General features: G+C 69.8%; 9 protein-coding genes. 6 read left to right on the forward strand and 3 right to left on the reverse strand.

Annotated elements, in window-relative coordinates:
* The first annotated feature begins 79 nt into the window (after window positions 1-79).
* Window positions 80-6,781, forward strand: a complete 6,702-nt coding sequence (locus tag V8Z80_RS15765) for an autotransporter outer membrane beta-barrel domain-containing protein (RefSeq protein ID WP_336062639.1) — start codon at window positions 80-82, stop codon at window positions 6,779-6,781.
* Between the two features lie 55 nt (window positions 6,782-6,836).
* Here the strand turns inward: V8Z80_RS15765 and V8Z80_RS15770 are convergent, their stop codons facing one another.
* A complete protein-coding gene (locus tag V8Z80_RS15770) occupies window positions 6,837-7,517 on the reverse strand; it encodes a LytR/AlgR family response regulator transcription factor (protein WP_336062640.1) in 681 nt (226 codons plus the stop codon).
* Between the two features lie 161 nt (window positions 7,518-7,678).
* On the opposite strand from V8Z80_RS15770, the gene V8Z80_RS15775 reads away from it, so the two are divergent.
* On the forward strand, window positions 7,679-8,815 hold the full coding sequence (locus V8Z80_RS15775; protein WP_336062641.1) for a sensor histidine kinase: 1,137 nt from the start codon (window positions 7,679-7,681) through the stop codon (window positions 8,813-8,815).
* Here V8Z80_RS15775 and V8Z80_RS15780 read toward each other — a convergent pair.
* Entirely contained in the window at window positions 8,733-9,611 is an 879-nt protein-coding gene (locus V8Z80_RS15780) for an IclR family transcriptional regulator (RefSeq protein ID WP_336062642.1), read from the reverse strand. The two genes, V8Z80_RS15775 and V8Z80_RS15780, sit on opposite strands and share 83 nt — an antisense overlap.
* 169 nt (window positions 9,612-9,780) lie before the next feature.
* Between V8Z80_RS15780 and V8Z80_RS15785 the strand changes: the two genes are divergently transcribed.
* Together V8Z80_RS15785 and V8Z80_RS15790 are read left to right on the forward strand one after the other, a co-directional pair.
* Window positions 9,781-10,743 carry a Bug family tripartite tricarboxylate transporter substrate binding protein gene (locus V8Z80_RS15785; RefSeq protein WP_336062643.1) on the forward strand — a complete coding sequence of 321 codons (963 nt, stop codon included), beginning with the start codon at window positions 9,781-9,783 and terminating at the stop codon, window positions 10,741-10,743.
* 72 nt (window positions 10,744-10,815) lie between these two features.
* The gene (locus tag V8Z80_RS15790; protein WP_336062644.1) at window positions 10,816-13,158 is read left to right on the forward strand and encodes a cytochrome P450/oxidoreductase; all 2,343 of its coding nucleotides are present in this window, start codon (window positions 10,816-10,818) and stop codon (window positions 13,156-13,158) included.
* Window positions 13,159-13,189: 31 nt separating this feature from the next.
* Here V8Z80_RS15790 and V8Z80_RS15795 read toward each other — a convergent pair whose 3' ends face one another.
* A complete protein-coding gene (locus V8Z80_RS15795; protein WP_336062645.1) occupies window positions 13,190-14,005 on the reverse strand; it encodes a GntR family transcriptional regulator in 816 nt (271 codons plus the stop codon).
* A gap of 164 nt (window positions 14,006-14,169) precedes the next feature.
* Here V8Z80_RS15795 and V8Z80_RS15800 point away from each other — a divergent pair, with 164 nt between their 5' ends.
* Window positions 14,170-15,201: an ABC transporter substrate-binding protein gene (locus tag V8Z80_RS15800; protein ID WP_336062646.1), complete on the forward strand. Its 1,032-nt coding sequence runs from the start codon at window positions 14,170-14,172 to the stop codon at window positions 15,199-15,201.
* Between the two features lie 22 nt (window positions 15,202-15,223).
* Window positions 15,224-16,270, forward strand: coding sequence for an ABC transporter ATP-binding protein (locus V8Z80_RS15805; protein ID WP_336062647.1), 1,047 nt, complete (start codon window positions 15,224-15,226; stop codon window positions 16,268-16,270).
* Window position 16,271 lies beyond the last annotated feature (1 nt).

Consider the following 16,271-nt stretch of genomic DNA (forward strand, 5'->3'; position numbering starts at 1 on the left):
TCGAAAAAAACTTGTTCCGTAAAAGGCCGCTCGCCAGACTGCGCGGGAAACCCATCCCTTCCCGTGCCGGCTGCCGACCATGAAAGCCCAGACTTCCTCTCGCCACGACAAAATCCGCATTTTCCGCCCGCATGCGCTGCGGCTGGCCTTGGCCTCGGCCTGGGGCGTATACGCCGCGACATGGGCCGGCCAGGCGTGGGCAAGCTGCAACCAGGGCACGGCCGGCAGCAGCGGGTTCTACTACGTTTGCCAGGGCGCAGACGGCGTCGACGGGCATGCGGACGACAAGCCGGGCGAGGACGGTTCCAGCCTGACCAGCAACCACAGCGGCACGCTCAAGGCCGACGCCAACAGCAGCCTGAGCTATCCGGTGACGGGCAACGTGCCTGGCGTGCTGATGCTGTACAGCCGGGGCGGCAAGGGCGTGGACGAGGCCGATGGCGGCAAGGGCGGCGCGATCAACCTGTCGAGCAGCGCCAACGTCACCCTGGAAGGCACGCTGCACGCCGGCTACTTCCAAAGCCTGATCGCGGTGACCTCCATAGGCGGAGACGGCGATGACGACAACGACAACAACAACTCGGACGGCGGCAACGGCGGAGACGGGCAGGCGCTGAGCATCACCAACAACGGGACGCTGACCATCGAAGGCACGGTGCAGCCCTACGTGAACGCGGGCGGCGGCACGACCAACCTGCCCTTGTTCGGCATCAGCGCGGTAAGCGGCGGCGGCACGGGAGGCAGCCAGAACGATTCCATCCTGGACGACCAGGTCGGCGGCGACGGCGGCGACGGCGGCGCGGTCACCGTGACCAACAATGGCGCCATCCGGCTGGGCAGCGCGTCCAGCCGCCTGGCCGGCTATGCCCGGGGAGCGGGCATCCATGCGGAGTCCTATGGCGGCTCGGGCGGCGCGCACAATGGCGGGGCCGGCGACACCCATACGGTCAGCGTCGCCAACACCGGCCAGATCGACCTCGTCTGGAACGCCCAGGACGGCAACGACGTCTACGGCATCCACGCGATCAGCGGGGCCGGCGACGGGTCGCAGTCCTTCGACGACAGCGATCCGGGCGGGCGCGGCGGGTTCGGCGGCCAGGTCATGGTGACCTCCAGCGGCAGCATCCTGCTGGATGTCGCCGGAACGTTCTCGGGCGAGGGAGCGGCCATCGCGGCATTGAGCCGCGGCGGCAAGGGCGGCACGGGGCCCGGGGAGGACGAAACGGGCGGCCGTGGCGGGATAGGCAACTTCGTGACAGTGCGCCTGCAGGGCGACGGTACCCGCCTGGCCACCCACGGCGACAATCTCTACGGCATCCTGGCCCAAAGCCTGGGCGGCCAGGGCGGAGACGGCGGCGACGGGGCGGCATTGGCCGGCCAGGGCGGCGGGGCCGGCTTTGGCGGCGATGCCGGCGGGGTGCAGGTATCGACCGGCGCGGGAACCGCCATCCAGACCACCGGCCATTTCGCCACGGGCATCCTGGCGCAATCGGTGGGCGGCGGCGGCGGGACCGGCGGCACGTTCGTCTCCGTGCTGGGCGGGCAGGCCGGCAATGGCGGCAGTGGCGGCGATGCGTCTGCCGTCACCGTCGATGCGGCTGGCAGCATCGACACCGGCGGCGACCATGCCCACGGCGTGCTGGCCCAGTCCATTGCGGGCAGCGGCGGCGCGGGTGGGGTGGACGTCAGCGGCCTGGTGGCCCTGGGCGGGGACGGCGCCGGCGGCGGCGCGGCCGGCGCCGTGGCGGTGAACGTGTCGGGCGGGATCTCCACGGCCGGCTATTCGTCGCACGGCGTGCTGGCCCAATCCATAGGCGGCGGGGGCGGCGCGGCGGGCAGCGCGATCGGCGCGCTCAGCATCGGCGGCAACGCCACCGGTTCGGCGTCTTCGCAGGGCGGCCAGGTCACGGTCAGGAATACCGGCGCCATCGGCACCGCGGGCCATGCATCGGCCGGCATCCTGGCGCAATCGATAGGCGGGGGCGGGGGCAGCGGCGGTGACAGCATCGGCATCCTGGGCGTAGGCGGCAGCGGCGCCGCGGGCGGCGATGGCGGCAGGCTCGTCCTGCAGGAACTGGGCACCATTTCCACCTCGGGACGGTTCAGTCCCGCTGTACTGGCCCAATCCATCGGCGGCGGGGGCGGCAACGGCGGCGATACGCATACCGGCTCGGCGGGCGTATCGATCGCCATCGGCGGCAGCGGCAGCGGCGGTGGCAATGGCGGTGCGATCTGCATGGGCAACGCCGGCGCCTGCGGCGAGGCATCGCCGCAGGCCATGACCCTGGCCACGCGCGGCGACTACTCGCCGGGCATCGTGGCGCAGAACATCGGCGGCGGCGGTGGCAGCGGCGGCAGCGTCACCAACTTCGGCCTGGCCTCGTTCGCCGCCTTGCAGCTGGGCGGCAGCGCCGGCGCCGGCGGCCATGCGGGCACCGACGGCACGGACATCGACTACACCGGCCTGAACGTCCTGACGGGCGGCGCGCATTCGACCGGGATACTGGCGCAATCGATAGGCGGTGGCGGCGGCACCGGGGGCGATGCCAACAATTTCGACATCACCGTGGGGCTGAATGCGGCGGTGGTGGTGGGCGGCAGCGGCGGCGACGGCGGAACGGGCGCCAGGACGAGCGTGAAGCTGCGCGCGTCGCAGATCGCCACCGGCATGGACTACCAGACGACCGACCCGCAGTTCTATGCGCCCAACGATTCCTTCGGCATCCTGGCGCAGACCATCGGCGGCGGCGGGGGCAACGGCGGCAGCGCCACCGCCAGCGACCTGGTGATCGCCATTCCGCCCGGCCAGCCCGAGTTCCCGCCCCTAGCGCTCAACTTCCAGGCGGCCATCGGCGGCAGCGGCGGCCGGGGCGGCCACGCCTGCGCCTCCGGCGACGCTTCCTGCGTGACCGAGGTCGTCCTGCTGGAAGGCACGTCGGTGACGACCCTGGGCGACGGCTCGCATGCCGTGGTCGCCCAGTCCATCGGCGGAGGCGGCGGCAACGGGGGGGATTCCTCGGTGCTGTCGGCCAACGTAGGCTATGGCGACTCGCTGACGGGCACGCTGGGCATGGCCCTGGGCGGCGCGGGGGGCGATGCCTCACACGGCGGCAAGGTCCTCGTGCAACTGGGCACCGGCAGCGACCAGTACGTGGGCCTGCCGCCCGCCGTGCAGCTGCCGCTGGAGCTGGCCGGCGCCAACCTGCTGGCGCCGGGCTCCACCATCCTGACCTACGGCGACTTCGCCAACGGCGTGCTGGCCCAGTCGATAGGCGGGGGCGGCGGCAACGGCGGCGTGGGCAGCAGCGACGCGTATTCGGTAGGCGGGTTCGCCGACGTGGCGCTGACCATCGGCCTGGGCGGCGCGGGCGGCGGCGGGGGCCAGGGCGGCGAGGTGGATGTCTACCTGGGGCCGGTCAATACCATCCAGACGGTGGGTTCGGGCGCGCGGGGCATCGTGGCCCAATCCATAGGCGGTGGCGGCGGTACCGCGCAGGGCGGGACCATGAGCGTGGCCGGCTCGGTCGAAGGGTACGGTGGCCGCTTGACCCTGGGCGTGGGCCAGACGGGCGGCGCGGGCGGCAATGCCGGCGCGGTCAAGGCCCGGCTGGACGGCGCCATCCGCACCCAGGGCGGCGATGCCGACGGCGCCGTGCTGCAGGCCATCGGCGGCGGCGGGGGCGTGGGCGGCTCGATCGGGGCCGATTCGTCCGGCCGCCCCATCCTCGATCGCATCGGCAAGGCCAAGAGCACGGTCGAGCGCATCACCGACTCGGGCAGCATGGGCTATCACTTAGCGATCGACGTGGGCGGCCGGGGCGGCACGGGCGGCGCGGGCGGCAGCATCGACCTGGATTTCGCCGGCAAGATCGCCACCGCGGGCGACTGGGCCGATGGCATCGTGGCCCAGTCCATCGGCGGGGGCGGCGGCGCGGGCGGCTCGTCCACGGCCTCGGGCAGCGACGTTTTCGCCAATATCGACATCGCCATCGGCGGCTCGGGGGGCGCGGCAGGCAATGGCGGCACGATCACCGCCAATTTCGACGGCAGCCACGGCAACAGCATCCGGACCGAAGGCTACAGCGCCCATGGCGTGCTGTTGCAGTCCATAGGCGGTGGCGGCGGCCAGGGCGGGGACGGTTCGGACATGGCCAAGGGCGAGATCTCGGTCGGCGGCTCGGCCGGCGGCAGCGGCGGGACCAGCGGCACCGGAGGGCTTATCCAGAGCAACCCCGCTTCCTGGCTGGCGGTCCAGACCCTGGGATCCGATTCGTCCGCCCTGGTGGCGCAGTCCATCGGCGGCGGCGGCGGCATCGGCGGGGCCGGCAACAGCGATTCGGCGGGCAAGTCCCAAAGCCATGAAGTGGCGCTGTCGGTGGGCGGGCATGGCGGTACGGGCAATCATGGCGGCACGGTGGATCTGGTCGTGGGCAGCCGTGCGGCGACGCACGGCGACCGCTCGCACGGTATCGTGGCGCAGTCCATCGGTGCAGGCGGGGGGATCGGTGGCGCCGGGCACGCCGGGAACCTGGCCAGCGTGGCCCTGGGAGGACGCGGCGGCGCAGGCGGCGATGGCGGGCGCGTGAACGTGTCCCTGCGTCCGGGCAGCGACATCACGACGGCCGGCGCCGGCGCGCACGCCCTCATTGCGCAGTCCATCGGCGGGGGCGGCGGCATCGCCGGCGATAGCGCGATCAGCCTGGGGCTGTCGGGCACAGGCTGGGTGGTCGAGGGATCCGGCAGCGGCGGCCAGGGCAACGGCAATGCCGTGACGGTGTCGGCGGACGGCGCCATCGGCACCACCGGCGCGCACGCGTACGGCATCGTGGCGCAGTCCATCGGCGGCGGCGGCGGGCTGGGCGGGAGCGCGGCGGGAGGTTTTGCCGGCACCACGGGCCGGGACAGCGGCACCGGCCGCGGCGGCCGCGTGGACGTGACCCAGAAAGGCACGCTGACTGCCTCGGGCGAGGGCTCGACGGGGATCTTCGCGCAAAGTACCGGCCCGGACGGGGGCGACATCATCTCGCTGCATGTCCAGGGCACGGTCCAGGGCGGCTCGGGCAGCGGCAGCAGCGTATGGATCGCCGATGGCTACCGGAACACGATCACGATCGACCAGGACGCGGTGATCTACGGCGCCGCCAGCGGCGTGGGCGTGCGCTACGACGGCAAGGGCACCACCGAGCAAGGCGCGACGCTGGACATCAACGCAATTGGCAACGGCCAGGTCCATGGCAACATCCTGTGCCAGAACGCCGGCGGCGGCACGCCCTGCCATGCCTACGTGGGCGGCGAGGCGGCCATGAAGGAAGCGACGCTGTACCAGGCGCATATCGAGAACGCCGGCTTGGTGGAGATGGGCCGTGCGGGCAGGTTCGACACGCTCACGGTGGCCGGCGACTACGTGCAGATGTCCTCCGGCATGCTTCGGGCCGACGTGGATTTCGCCACCATGCGGGCCGACCGCATGGTCGTGCAGGGCGATGCCCGGCTGGCGGGCGGCCTGGATGTGGCGGCAAGCAGCCTGCTGCCACGACGCGAGTTGATGGTGCTCGAGGTCGAAGGCTCGCTCACCGGGGGGCTGAAGGCCGTCGATTCGCCCATCTTCGATTTTCATCTGCGGCAAGAGGGCAAGACGCACCACGTCAGCGTAGCGGGCGCGGACTTCAATGCCGGCGGCCAGCCGCTCAAGGCCAACCACCGGGGCGTGGCGCGGCATTTGCAGCGCATCTGGGACGGCGGCGGTACGGTGGAGCTGGCTCCGCTGTTCGCGGTCCTGAACAACGCGGCCAAGAGCGGCCCACAGGCGTATCGCGAGCGCCTGACCGACTTGTCGCCCGGCGCGGCGCTGGCGCCGGCCGGACAGATGGCCGCCGGCATGGCGGGCTTCATGACGGCGATGATGTCGTGTCCGGCGATGGAAGCCGGCAGCAGCGACGGCCGCGAGCGCAGCTGCTTCTGGGGGCAGGCGAGCCGGCGCCATACCGACCATGATGGCGGCGACGGCTCGCCGGGCTTTTCGTTCGACAGCACGACCTATCAATTCGGCGGCCAGTGGGAATACAAGCCCAACTGGTTCGTGGGCGGCTCGGCCGCCTATCAGGACAGCCGGCTCAAGGGCGACAGCGCAAGGGTCAAGGGCAAGGGCGATACCGGCTATGCGGGCATCGTCGTCAAGCACCAGGCCGGGCCGTGGCTGTACTCCGGCTCGCTCGCAGGGGGCTACGGTTCGCACAGGATGGACCGCAACATGGCGATCGACGGCTACGACCGCGGCGCCAGCAGCAGCCCGCACGTCTATAGCATCGGGGCGCGGCTGCGCGCGGCGCGCCATGTCGCGTTGTCCGAAAAACTCTATGTCAAGCCCTACGTCGACCTCGATGCCACGTATACCCGCATGGACGGCTATACCGAGTCGGGCGGCCCGCTGAGCCTGAAGGTGGACGCCAGCGACCAGTTCGTCGTGGGGCTCTCGCCCATGCTGGAGTTCGGCGGACGCGTGGACCTGGACAAGGGCGCCACCCTGCGGCCCTATGCCTATGCGGGCGCCTCTTTCCTGAGCGAGGACTCATGGAGCACGACCGCGCGGCTAAGGGGCGCGCCCGCCGGCAGCGGCAAGCTCGGCGCCTCCTTGCCTGGGGACAACGTGATAGGGCGGTTCGGCCTGGGCGTGCAGGTCAACACCGAATCGAAGCTGGACTTGCGGTTGCAGTACGACGGCGAGGTGTCCAGCAGGGTCAGGAGCCATGCGGGCCAGCTCAAGGCCATGTACCGCTTCTGACGCGGCCGCCGCGGGGCCTTGCCGGATGCGGCCGGCCCGCTCGGCGCCTTGCGGCTCAGGCCATGGCGCGCCGCAGGCGCAGGGATGCCGTGCGGCCCAGCACGACGGGGGCCAGGCCGTTGTTGAAGGCGACTTGCGTTTGCGAGCCGGGCCGGTGCGACAGGTGGGAGATGTGGTCCAGATTGATGATCAGCGACCTGGAGACGGCATGAAACGGCGGCGAGGGCAGCTGTTCGGCCATCCGCTTCATCGTGATGTGCATCAGTTCGTCGCCGTGGGCGGCGCTGCACAGCCGCACGTAATCGCCCTGCGCCTGGACGAGGGTCAGCTCGCACGTCTTGATGAATCGCGTGCCATGCCTGGAGCGGCTGGACAGGTAGGCGCCCGGGCGCGGCCGCAGGCGCGACAGGGTTTGCGCCAGCCGCGCCGGGTCGACGGGCTTGAGCAGGTAGTCCACCGCCTCGATTTCGAAGGCTTGCGCCGCATAGTCGCTGTGGGCGGTCACGAACACGACCCGCAGCGCGTGATCGAGCCCCTCGAACAGGTCGAAGCCGTTTTCGCGCGTCAGCACGACATCGAGGAAGACGGCGTCCGGACGGCGCTCCTGGATCATCCTGCGCGCCTGTTCGAGGGTGGCCGCTTCGCCCTCGACCCGGACGTCGGGCGCAGCCTCGAGCAGCCGGCGCATGTAGCGGCGCGCCGGGGCTTCGTCATCGACAATCAATACCCGCAGCATCAGTCCCCTTTGTTCTTGGTGTGATAGGTGACCTTGATCAGCCCGGCCCGGACTGACGGTGTGAGTCAGGCTCGCGCCGCTTCGACGACATTCATTGCCGCTGCGCAAGGGCTTTGCCGCCGCGTATTCTACTATCTCGTTTCCCATCGGACCCTTCGCGCATGTCCATGAACTTTCGATCGATCGGCGACGGGTTCGACCCGGCGGCAGGCTCATTCGGGTTCTGGCGGGCGCAGGCGGCGGTATGGGCGCTGCTGGCCGTCATCGGCTTCTTTATCCGTTTTGCGGTCTTCGGCAACGCGATGGCGGCGTTCTGGCTCACGGTGGCGCTCGAACCCCTGGCTTTTGCGCTGACCAGCGCCGCGGCGACCCTGCATGGGCGCCTTGCGCCAAGGTACGCCGCGGCCATCCCGACCCTGGTCTGCGCCGTGCTGCTGTGCCTGGCGGCCGCGACGCTGCTGTCGGGCATAGGGTATTTCATGCAGCAGCTGTTCCCGCCCGGCACGGTGCGGGAATTCCCGGGAAGCCAGTACCGGCTGGGCTTTCTCTACTACATGGGCATTCTTTCGATCTGGACGCTGACCTATTTCGGCGTGCGCGCCGAGCTGGCCGCGCGCAATGCCCGCCTTTCCAGGATGAAGGCCGAGACCCGGGCGGTGCAGTTGGAACTTGAGCATCTGCAACGGCAGATAGCGCCGCATTTCCTTTTTAATTCGCTGAACACCATCGTGGCGGAGATTGCCGAGCGGCCCGCGGTCGCCGAGGAGATGACCCGCCGCCTGGCGGAATACCTGCGCTACTCCCTGGACCGGCACGGGCGCGGCACTTGCCGGCTGCACGAGGAGATCGACGCGGCAGAAACCTATCTGCGCATCCAGGCCCTGCGTTTTGGCAGGCAGTTGCAATACCAGGGCAGGGTGGACCCGGCCGCGCTGGACCTGCATATTCCGCACATGACGCTGCAGGGCCTGGTGGAAAACGCCATCAAGCATGGCATGCCGGCCGGGCATGCCGATTTCGTGATCGCCATCGACGTTCGGTACCAGGACGGCGAGCTGGCCGTCGAGGTGAGCAATCCCGGGCGGCTGCATGCGTGCGGCGGCGGCCCCAGGCAGGGAAACGGGCTGAGCAATCTGTGCCGGCGCCTGGCCTTGTATTACCCCGGCCGCCACGAGTTTTCGCTCAACGAGCGGGACGGCCAGACCGTGGCGCGGGTCAGCCTGCGCGGGGCGCCGTCGATGCCCGGCCCGCAGGGCTGGCCGGCGGATCCTCCTGCCGATAGCCCAGGGCCCCGCTGATCGCCGCCGCCTCCCGGCGTACCGCCCGGGCGACCGTGCCGTCCGGCTGCGGATCGAATCCGCCCGTGGCGCCCAAGGCCGTCAGCACCGCCACCGTCCGGCCGTTGTAGTCGAACAATGGCGCGGCCACCGCGCTGATGCCGGCCAGGTTCGCGTCCCGCACGCTGGCGCAGCCGGCCGCGCGTACCTGCCGCCGCAAAGCGCCGATGGGATCGGCCGCATCCAGCAAGGCCCGGCGGCCGGGACCGGCCTGGGCCAGTTCGGCCTGCGCGCGCGCCTGCACGCGCGCATCCCCGGCATAGGCCAGGAAGGCCCGCCCGGTGGCGGACCAGAGCAAGGGCAACACCGATCCGGCGCGCACGTTGACGGTGACCGGCAGGGCGGGCTCCTCGAAGCGCACGATGGTCGGCCCCATGTTGCCCATCACGGCGACAAAGCAGGTGACTTCCAGCTCCTCGCGCAGGCGCTGCAGGGCGCCCTCGGCGCAGCGGATGGGCTCGACCTGCCGCATGGCGGCCAGGCCCACGTCGATGGCCGCCGCGCCCAGGCTGTACTGCTGCGAGGCGGCGTCCTGGCTGACCAGCTCTGCCTCGATCAGGCTGACCAGGTAGCGATGCACCTTGGCCGGGCTCTCGCCCACGTGCTGCGCGATCGCGGTCAGGCTGGCGCGCCCGCCCAGGCGGGCCAGGCCCTTGAGCACCGACATGCCGGTCTGCACGGCCTGCACGCGCTGCCGGCGCTCGCGCGCACGCGGCGCGCCGGCGGGCGGATCGGCAGGGGATAAGCCTGGGGGCATGGACGGATCTCCAGTCGGCAAGGGAAGTGGCCGCCATTCTAAAAGGCAGGGCGGCCCGGGCCGCGCGGGTGCGGACCTGGGGGAAACCACGAATACGCAATTACGCAGTGCGTATTATATTTACGCAAACAAAGCGGCGCGGCGACGCCGCCAACCTGGTGGAGACGACATGAAAAAACTGCTGTCCTGTGGCCTGATGGCCTTTGCCGCCCTGGCCTGCGCCGCCTCGGCGGCCGAATATCCCAGCAAGCCGATCCGCTGGATCGTGCCCTATGCCGCCGGCGGCGGTTCGGATTTCCTGGCGCGCACCATCAGCCAGGCGCTCTCGCGCCAAGCCGGACAGCCGGTGATCGTGGAGAACAAGCCCGGCGGCAATACCGCGCTGGGGGCCGCCGAAGTGGCGCGCGCGCCGGGCGATGGCTATTCGGTGCTGTCGGCCGACAACGGCACCATGGTCTTTAACCCGGCGCTTTACCAGAACCTGACCTACGACGTGGCGCAGCTGGCCCCGGTTTCGCTGATGGGCCGCTTTCCCATGATCCTGGTGGCCGGCCCGGCCAGCCAGGCCAAGGACGCCAGGGAATTCATCGAGCAGACCCGGGCCGCGGGCGATGGCCAGAGCTACGGCTCGGCCGGCGCGGGCAGCCCGCACCATCTGGCGATGGAGCTGCTGAACAAGGAGGCCGGCCTCAAGCAGGTGCACGTGCCGTATCGCGGCGCCGCGCCGGCGCTGACCGACGTGGCGGGCGGGCAGATTCCGGCCATGATGGTGGACCTGGCGGCCGGCGCGGGCTTCATCCAGGGCGGCAAGGTCCGCGCGCTTGCGGTGGCAAGCAAGGAGCGCCTGCCGCAATTGCCCGATGTGCCGACCTTCGCCGAGCTGGGCATGCCCAATATCGAGGCCGCGGCCCTGGTGGGCATGGTGACCTCGGCGGCCACCCCGCCCGAGGTGATCGAGAAGCTCAACGGCCATGTGGTGGCCGCGATCAAGGACCCCGAGGTAAACCGGCGCATGATCGAGTTCGGCATCGAGCCGGTGGGCAGCACCGCCGGCCAGTACCGCGACCTGCTGGCCAGCGAGACCGTCCGCTGGCACCGGCTGATCCGCGAGCTGGGCATCAAGCTCGACTGAGGCGCCGCGCGTGCCGCCTTGCCGCCGCCCGGGCCGGCCGAGGCGGCGGCCCGTTTTTCCAGGAGTGCCAGCATGAGTTCCGACAGGCTTTCCCGCTGCCCGGTGGCGCATGGCGCGGCCGCCGTGGACCAGGCCCCCAACGGCTGCCCGGTGAGCGCGCGCGCGGCCGCCTTCGATCCCTTTGGCGACGGCTACCAGCAGGATCCGCCCGAATACGTGCGCTGGGCGCGCGAGCAGGAGCCGGTGTTCTACAGCCCGCAGCTGGGTTATTGGGTGGTGACGCGCTACGACGACATCAAGGCGATCTTCCGGGACAACATCACGTTCAGCCCCTCGATCGCGCTGGAGAAGATCACGCCCACCGGCCCCGAGGCCAACGCGGTGCTGGCCTCGTATGGCTATGCCATGAACCGCACGCTGGTCAACGAGGACGAGCCGGCGCACATGCCGCGGCGGCGGCTGCTGATGGAGCCTTTCACGCCCGAGGCGATCAGGCACCACGAGCCCATGGTCCGGCGCCTGGTGCGCGAGTACGTGGACCGCTTCATCGACAGCGGCCGGGTCGACCTGGTGGACGCCATCCTGTGGGAGGTGCCGCTGACCGTGGCGCTGCACTTTCTCGGCGTGCCCGAGGAGGACATGGATACGCTGCGCAGGTATTCCATCGCCCACACCGTCAACACCTGGGGCCGGCCCGGACCCGAGGAACAGGTGGCGGTGGCGCATGCGGTGGGCAACTTCTGGCAGTTCGCCGGCAAGGTGCTGGAGAAGATGCGCCAGGATCCGGACGCCCCGGGCTGGATGCAGTTCGGCATCCGCATGCAGAAGGACCATCCGCAGATCGTCACCGATTCGTACCTGCATTCGATGATGATGGCCGGCATCGTGGCCGCGCACGAGACCACCGCCAACGCCACGGCCAACGCCATGAAGCTGCTGCTGCAGCATCCCCAGGCCTGGCGCGACATCTGCGAGGACGCCAGCCTGATCCCCAACGCCGTCGAGGAATGCCTGCGCCACAACGGCTCGGTGGCCGCGTGGCGGCGCCTGGCCACCCGCGACGTGGTGGTCGGCGGCATCCCGATCCCGGCCGGCTCCAGGCTGCTGATCGTCACCGCTTCGGCCAACCATGACGAGCGCCACTTCGGCGACGCCGATTTCTTCGACATCCGGCGCGACAACGCGGCCGACCATCTTACTTTCGGCTATGGTGCGCACCAGTGCCTGGGCAAGAACCTGGCGCGCATGGAGATGCAGATATTCCTGGAGGAGTTCAGCCGCCGCCTGCCGCACATGAGGCTGGCCGAGCAACGCTTCACCTACGTGCCCAACACCTCGTTCCGCGGGCCCGAGCACCTGTGGGTGCAGTGGGATCCGGCGCAGAACCCCGAGCGCCGCGACCCTTCGGTTCGCGCGGCGCGCAGCGTGGTGCGCATCGGCGAGCCGGCGCGCCAGGTCGCCACGCGCACCTTGCGCGTGCAGGCGGTGGAGCCGGCCGCCGAAGGCATCGTGCGCGTGCGCCTGGCCGCGCCCGACGGGCGGGCCTTGCCGCGCTGGGCGCCGGGTTCGCACATCGACCTGGAGTGCGGCCAGGGCGAATGCTGGCGCCAGTATTCATTGTGCGGCGACCCGGCCGACACCCGGTATTTCGAGATCGCCGTGCTGCGCGAGGCCCAGGGCCGCGGCGGCTCGGCCTGGGTGCACGAGCGCCTGAAGCCGGGCGACACGGTGCGCGTGCGCGGCCCGCGCAACCATTTCCGCCTGGACGAGCAGGCCGCAAGGCTGATCCTGGTGGCCGGCGGCATCGGCATCACGCCGATCAGCGCGATGGCGCGGCGGGCCCGCGAGCTGGGGCGGGACTACACGCTGCACTACAGCGGCAGCGCGCGCCGGCGCATGGCCCTGCTGGACGAGCTTGCCGCCCTGCATGGCGAGCGCCTGCGGGTATATGCCGGCGACGAGGGCCGGCGCAACGATTTCGCTGCGCTGCTGGCCCGGCCCGACCCGGCCACCCGGATCCACGCCTGCGGCCCGGCGCGCATGCTCGATGCGCTGGCGGCGCAATGCGCGGCCGCCGGCTGGCCCGAGGACGCCCTGCGCATCGAGCACTTCCACACCCAGCTGGCCGCGCTGGATCCCGGCCGCGAGCACGCCTTCACGGTCGAGCTCAAGGACAGCGGCCTGTCGCTGCAAGTGCCGGCCGACCAGACCGTGCTGGCCACCTTGCGGCGGCACAACATCGACGTGCAGAGCGATTGCGAGGAAGGCCTGTGCGGATCGTGCGAGGTGGCCGTGGCCGAGGGCGAAGTCGACCACCGCGACGTGGTACTGACCCGCGCCGAGCGGCAGGCCAACCGCAAGATGATGGTGTGCTGCTCGCGCGCCAAGGGGCGGCGGCTGGTGCTGGAGCTGTAGGGGTCGTTGCGCGGCGCGGCGCGCCGCCGCGTCACTCCGGCCAATCGACCTGCAGCGACATGGAGTACTTCATCTTGGTGTAGGGGAAGGTGGTGATCGTGACCAGCATCGGCAGGTCGGCCTCGCCGTAATAGCGGCGCGTGATCACCAGTCCGGCGGTCTTGGCCGCGACCTTCAGGTCGGCCGCCATGTCCTTGCCGATGGGCGTGGCCGAGAACTCCTGGGTCACTTCGCGGATGCGCTGGCTGTAGCGCTGCTCGATAAGCTGCGACAACGGCATGCGCACCCGGCCGATGTCCTCGCGGATGGCCGCATAGTCCGGATGCACATAGGCCTCGGCATAGGCGACCGGCCTGCTCTGTCCGCCCAGCAGCTTGATGGCGCGCACGTACAGCCATTCCTGGCGCGGCGCGCACCCGAGCGTCTCGGCCTGGCGGGCGGTGGCCTTGATGCTGCGCACCTGCTGCAGCCGCAGCGTGGCGTTCTTGATGTAGAGGAACAGGTCGGACAGCTGCGAGATGCGCTGCGTATAGCGCGTGGAAGACTTCACCGCCTCGACGCGCGTGCCCACGCCGGGGCGGCGCGACACCATGCCGGTCTCGGTCAGCATGCGGATGGCCTCGCGCACGGTGTGGCGGCTGGCATCGTAGTGGGCGCACAGTTCGTGCTCGGTGGGCAGCAGCGTCATTACCGGATAGCGGCCGTTGCGTATGGCACGGGCCAAGTCATGATAGATGGCCTTGTAGCGCGGTGTGCGGGCGTCATCGAGCAGCGCGTCGGCGCCCGCGCTCACGGGCGCGGCGCCGACGGGAAATTCGGCCGCCTCGGACGGCATCGTTCGGGTCATTCTGTCTCCTGGTGAGGGCCTGCAGGTCCCTGTGTCGTGGTCAGGCATGCGGGACAACACGGTATTGACAAATTTACCGCAATGCTGCAATTATTTGTCCGGACAAGAATGTCCGGACAAGAAGATCCGAACAAATTGTACGGCCAACACGACAGGGGAAACACATGAGCAAGGTCATTGCAGTGCTCGCGGCGGCTTCGTTGGCAGTGGGCCTGCCGATGGGGGCCAGCGCCCAACAGAAGCTGGTGGTGGCGGGCTACGGCGGCTCGTTCGAGGACATCATGCGTCGCGACGTCTTCCCGCCCTTCGCCAAGCAGCATGGCGTGGAGTTCGACTACATGGCGGGCAACTCCACCAACACCGTCGCGCGCCTGCAGGCGCAGCGCAGCAACCAGCAAGTGGACGTGGCCATCATCGACGACGGCCCCATGTACCAGGCCATCGCGCTGGGCTTTTGCGCGCCCATCCAGAACCTGCCGAAGCAGGACCTGTACGAGACCGCCCTGTACAAGGATGACAAGGCGGTGGCCATCGGCATCGTGGCCACCGGCATCATGTACAACAAGAAGGCCTTCGATGAGAAAAAGTGGGAGCCGCCCGCTTCCTGGGACGACCTGAAGGATCCCAGGTACAAGCAGCAGCTGGTGATTCCGCCGCTCAATAACACCTATGGCCTGCATACGCTGGTGCAGTACGCGCGTGCAGCCGGCGGCGGCGAGACCAACATCGATCCGGGCTTTACGACCATAGAGAAGGAAGTCGGCCCCAACGTGCTGGTCTACGAGCCCTCGCCCGGCAAGATGACCGAACTGTTCTCCAGCGGGCAGGCTTCCATTGCGGTGTGGGGCAGCGGACGGGTCAAGGCCTTCGCCGACACGGGGTTCCCGGTGGGCTTCGTCTATCCCAAAGAGGGCGCCTACGCGCTGCTGTCCTCGGTGTGCCCGGTGGCCAAGGACAAGTCGCATCCGCTGGCCCAGGCCTTCGTCCAATACCTGGTCTCGCCCGAGGTGCAGACCCTGCTGGCTTCCAGTTATGGCTACGGGCCGGTCAACAGGAAGGCGCAGGCCCAGGACGACCCCAACGTACCCTTGCCCATCGGCGAGCGCGCCGAGAAGCTCATCGTGATTGACTGGGACACGGTCAACCAGAACCGCGATGCCTGGAACCGGCGCTGGACGCGCGAGATCGAGCGCTAAGGCGCCAGCAAGGGACGACGCCATGACTTACCTGGTCCTGGACGGGCTGACCAAGCGCTACGGCGAGGCCACCGCCGTCGACAGTCTCAGCCTGTCGGTCGAGCGGGGAGAGTTCGTGTCGCTGCTTGGGCCTTCGGGCTGCGGCAAGACGACCACCCTGCAGATGATCGCGGGTTTCGTGGAACCCACCGCCGGCAGCATCGTGCTCGACGGCCGCGACCTGGGCCGCGTACCGGCCAACAAGCGCGGCTTGGGCATGGTGTTCCAGAACTATGCGCTGTTTCCTCACATGACGGCGGCCGAGAACGTGGCCTTCGGACTGGAGATGCAGGGCGTGCGCAAGGCCGAGCGGCAGGCCCGCGTGGCCGAGGCGCTGCAGTTGGTGGGGTTGGCCCACTTGGCCGAGCGCTACCCGGCGCGCATGTCGGGCGGGCAGCAGCAGCGCGTGGCGCTGGCGCGCGCGCTGGTGATCCGGCCCGCCGTACTGCTGCTGGACGAGCCCCTGTCCAACCTGGATGCCAAGCTGCGCGAGGAAATGCAGCTGGAACTGCGCAGTATCCAGCGCACGGTCGGCACCACCACCATCCTGGTCACGCACGACCAGTCCGAGGCGCTGGCGCTGTCGGACCGCATCGTGGTCATGGACCAAGGCCGTGCGGTGCAGGTGGCGGATCCCTACTCTGCCTATGAGGATCCGGCCAGCCGTTTCGTCGGCGGCTTCCTCGGCAAGGCCAATGTCTTCACACCCAGGCCTGCACAGTACCAAGGCGAGACGCGCGCGTGCATAGGCGAAGCCCACATCGCTCTGGAGGGGGCGCCCATGCCGTCGTCGGCCGTCATCGTCCGTCCCGAGAAGATACTGTTTTCCGAGCCGGCCGCCTGTGCCTTGCCTGGCCGGCTCAAGGCGCGTGTGTTCCAGGGCAATCATTGGCTGTGCCAGGTCGAGACCTCGGTGGGCGAGGTGCTGGTGATCAGGCAGAACGATGGCGCGCCCGTGCCGCAGGAAGGCGCCCAGGTGCACTTGCGCTGGCGCGCGCGGGACATGCGGCCGGTGCACGAGGCGCAGTGAC

Source organism: Orrella sp. JC864, from assembly GCF_037026685.1.
GTDB lineage: Bacteria > Pseudomonadota > Gammaproteobacteria > Burkholderiales > Burkholderiaceae_B > Orrella.

What these genes read in the sequence shown, in the direction of transcription:
- V8Z80_RS15775 (WP_336062641.1), top strand. Translation starts at nt 7,679, where the DNA reads ATGTCCATGAACTTTCGATCGATCGGCGACGGGTTCGACCCGGCGGCA.
- V8Z80_RS15780 (WP_336062642.1), bottom strand. Translation starts at nt 9,611, where the DNA reads ATGCCCCCAGGCTTATCCCCTGCCGATCCGCCCGCCGGCGCGCCGCGT.
- V8Z80_RS15765 (WP_336062639.1), top strand. Translation starts at nt 80, where the DNA reads ATGAAAGCCCAGACTTCCTCTCGCCACGACAAAATCCGCATTTTCCGC.
- V8Z80_RS15805 (WP_336062647.1), top strand. Translation starts at nt 15,224, where the DNA reads ATGACTTACCTGGTCCTGGACGGGCTGACCAAGCGCTACGGCGAGGCC.
- V8Z80_RS15790 (WP_336062644.1), top strand. Translation starts at nt 10,816, where the DNA reads ATGAGTTCCGACAGGCTTTCCCGCTGCCCGGTGGCGCATGGCGCGGCC.
- V8Z80_RS15795 (WP_336062645.1), bottom strand. Translation starts at nt 14,005, where the DNA reads ATGACCCGAACGATGCCGTCCGAGGCGGCCGAATTTCCCGTCGGCGCC.
- V8Z80_RS15800 (WP_336062646.1), top strand. Translation starts at nt 14,170, where the DNA reads ATGAGCAAGGTCATTGCAGTGCTCGCGGCGGCTTCGTTGGCAGTGGGC.
- V8Z80_RS15785 (WP_336062643.1), top strand. Translation starts at nt 9,781, where the DNA reads ATGAAAAAACTGCTGTCCTGTGGCCTGATGGCCTTTGCCGCCCTGGCC.
- V8Z80_RS15770 (WP_336062640.1), bottom strand. Translation starts at nt 7,517, where the DNA reads ATGCTGCGGGTATTGATTGTCGATGACGAAGCCCCGGCGCGCCGCTAC.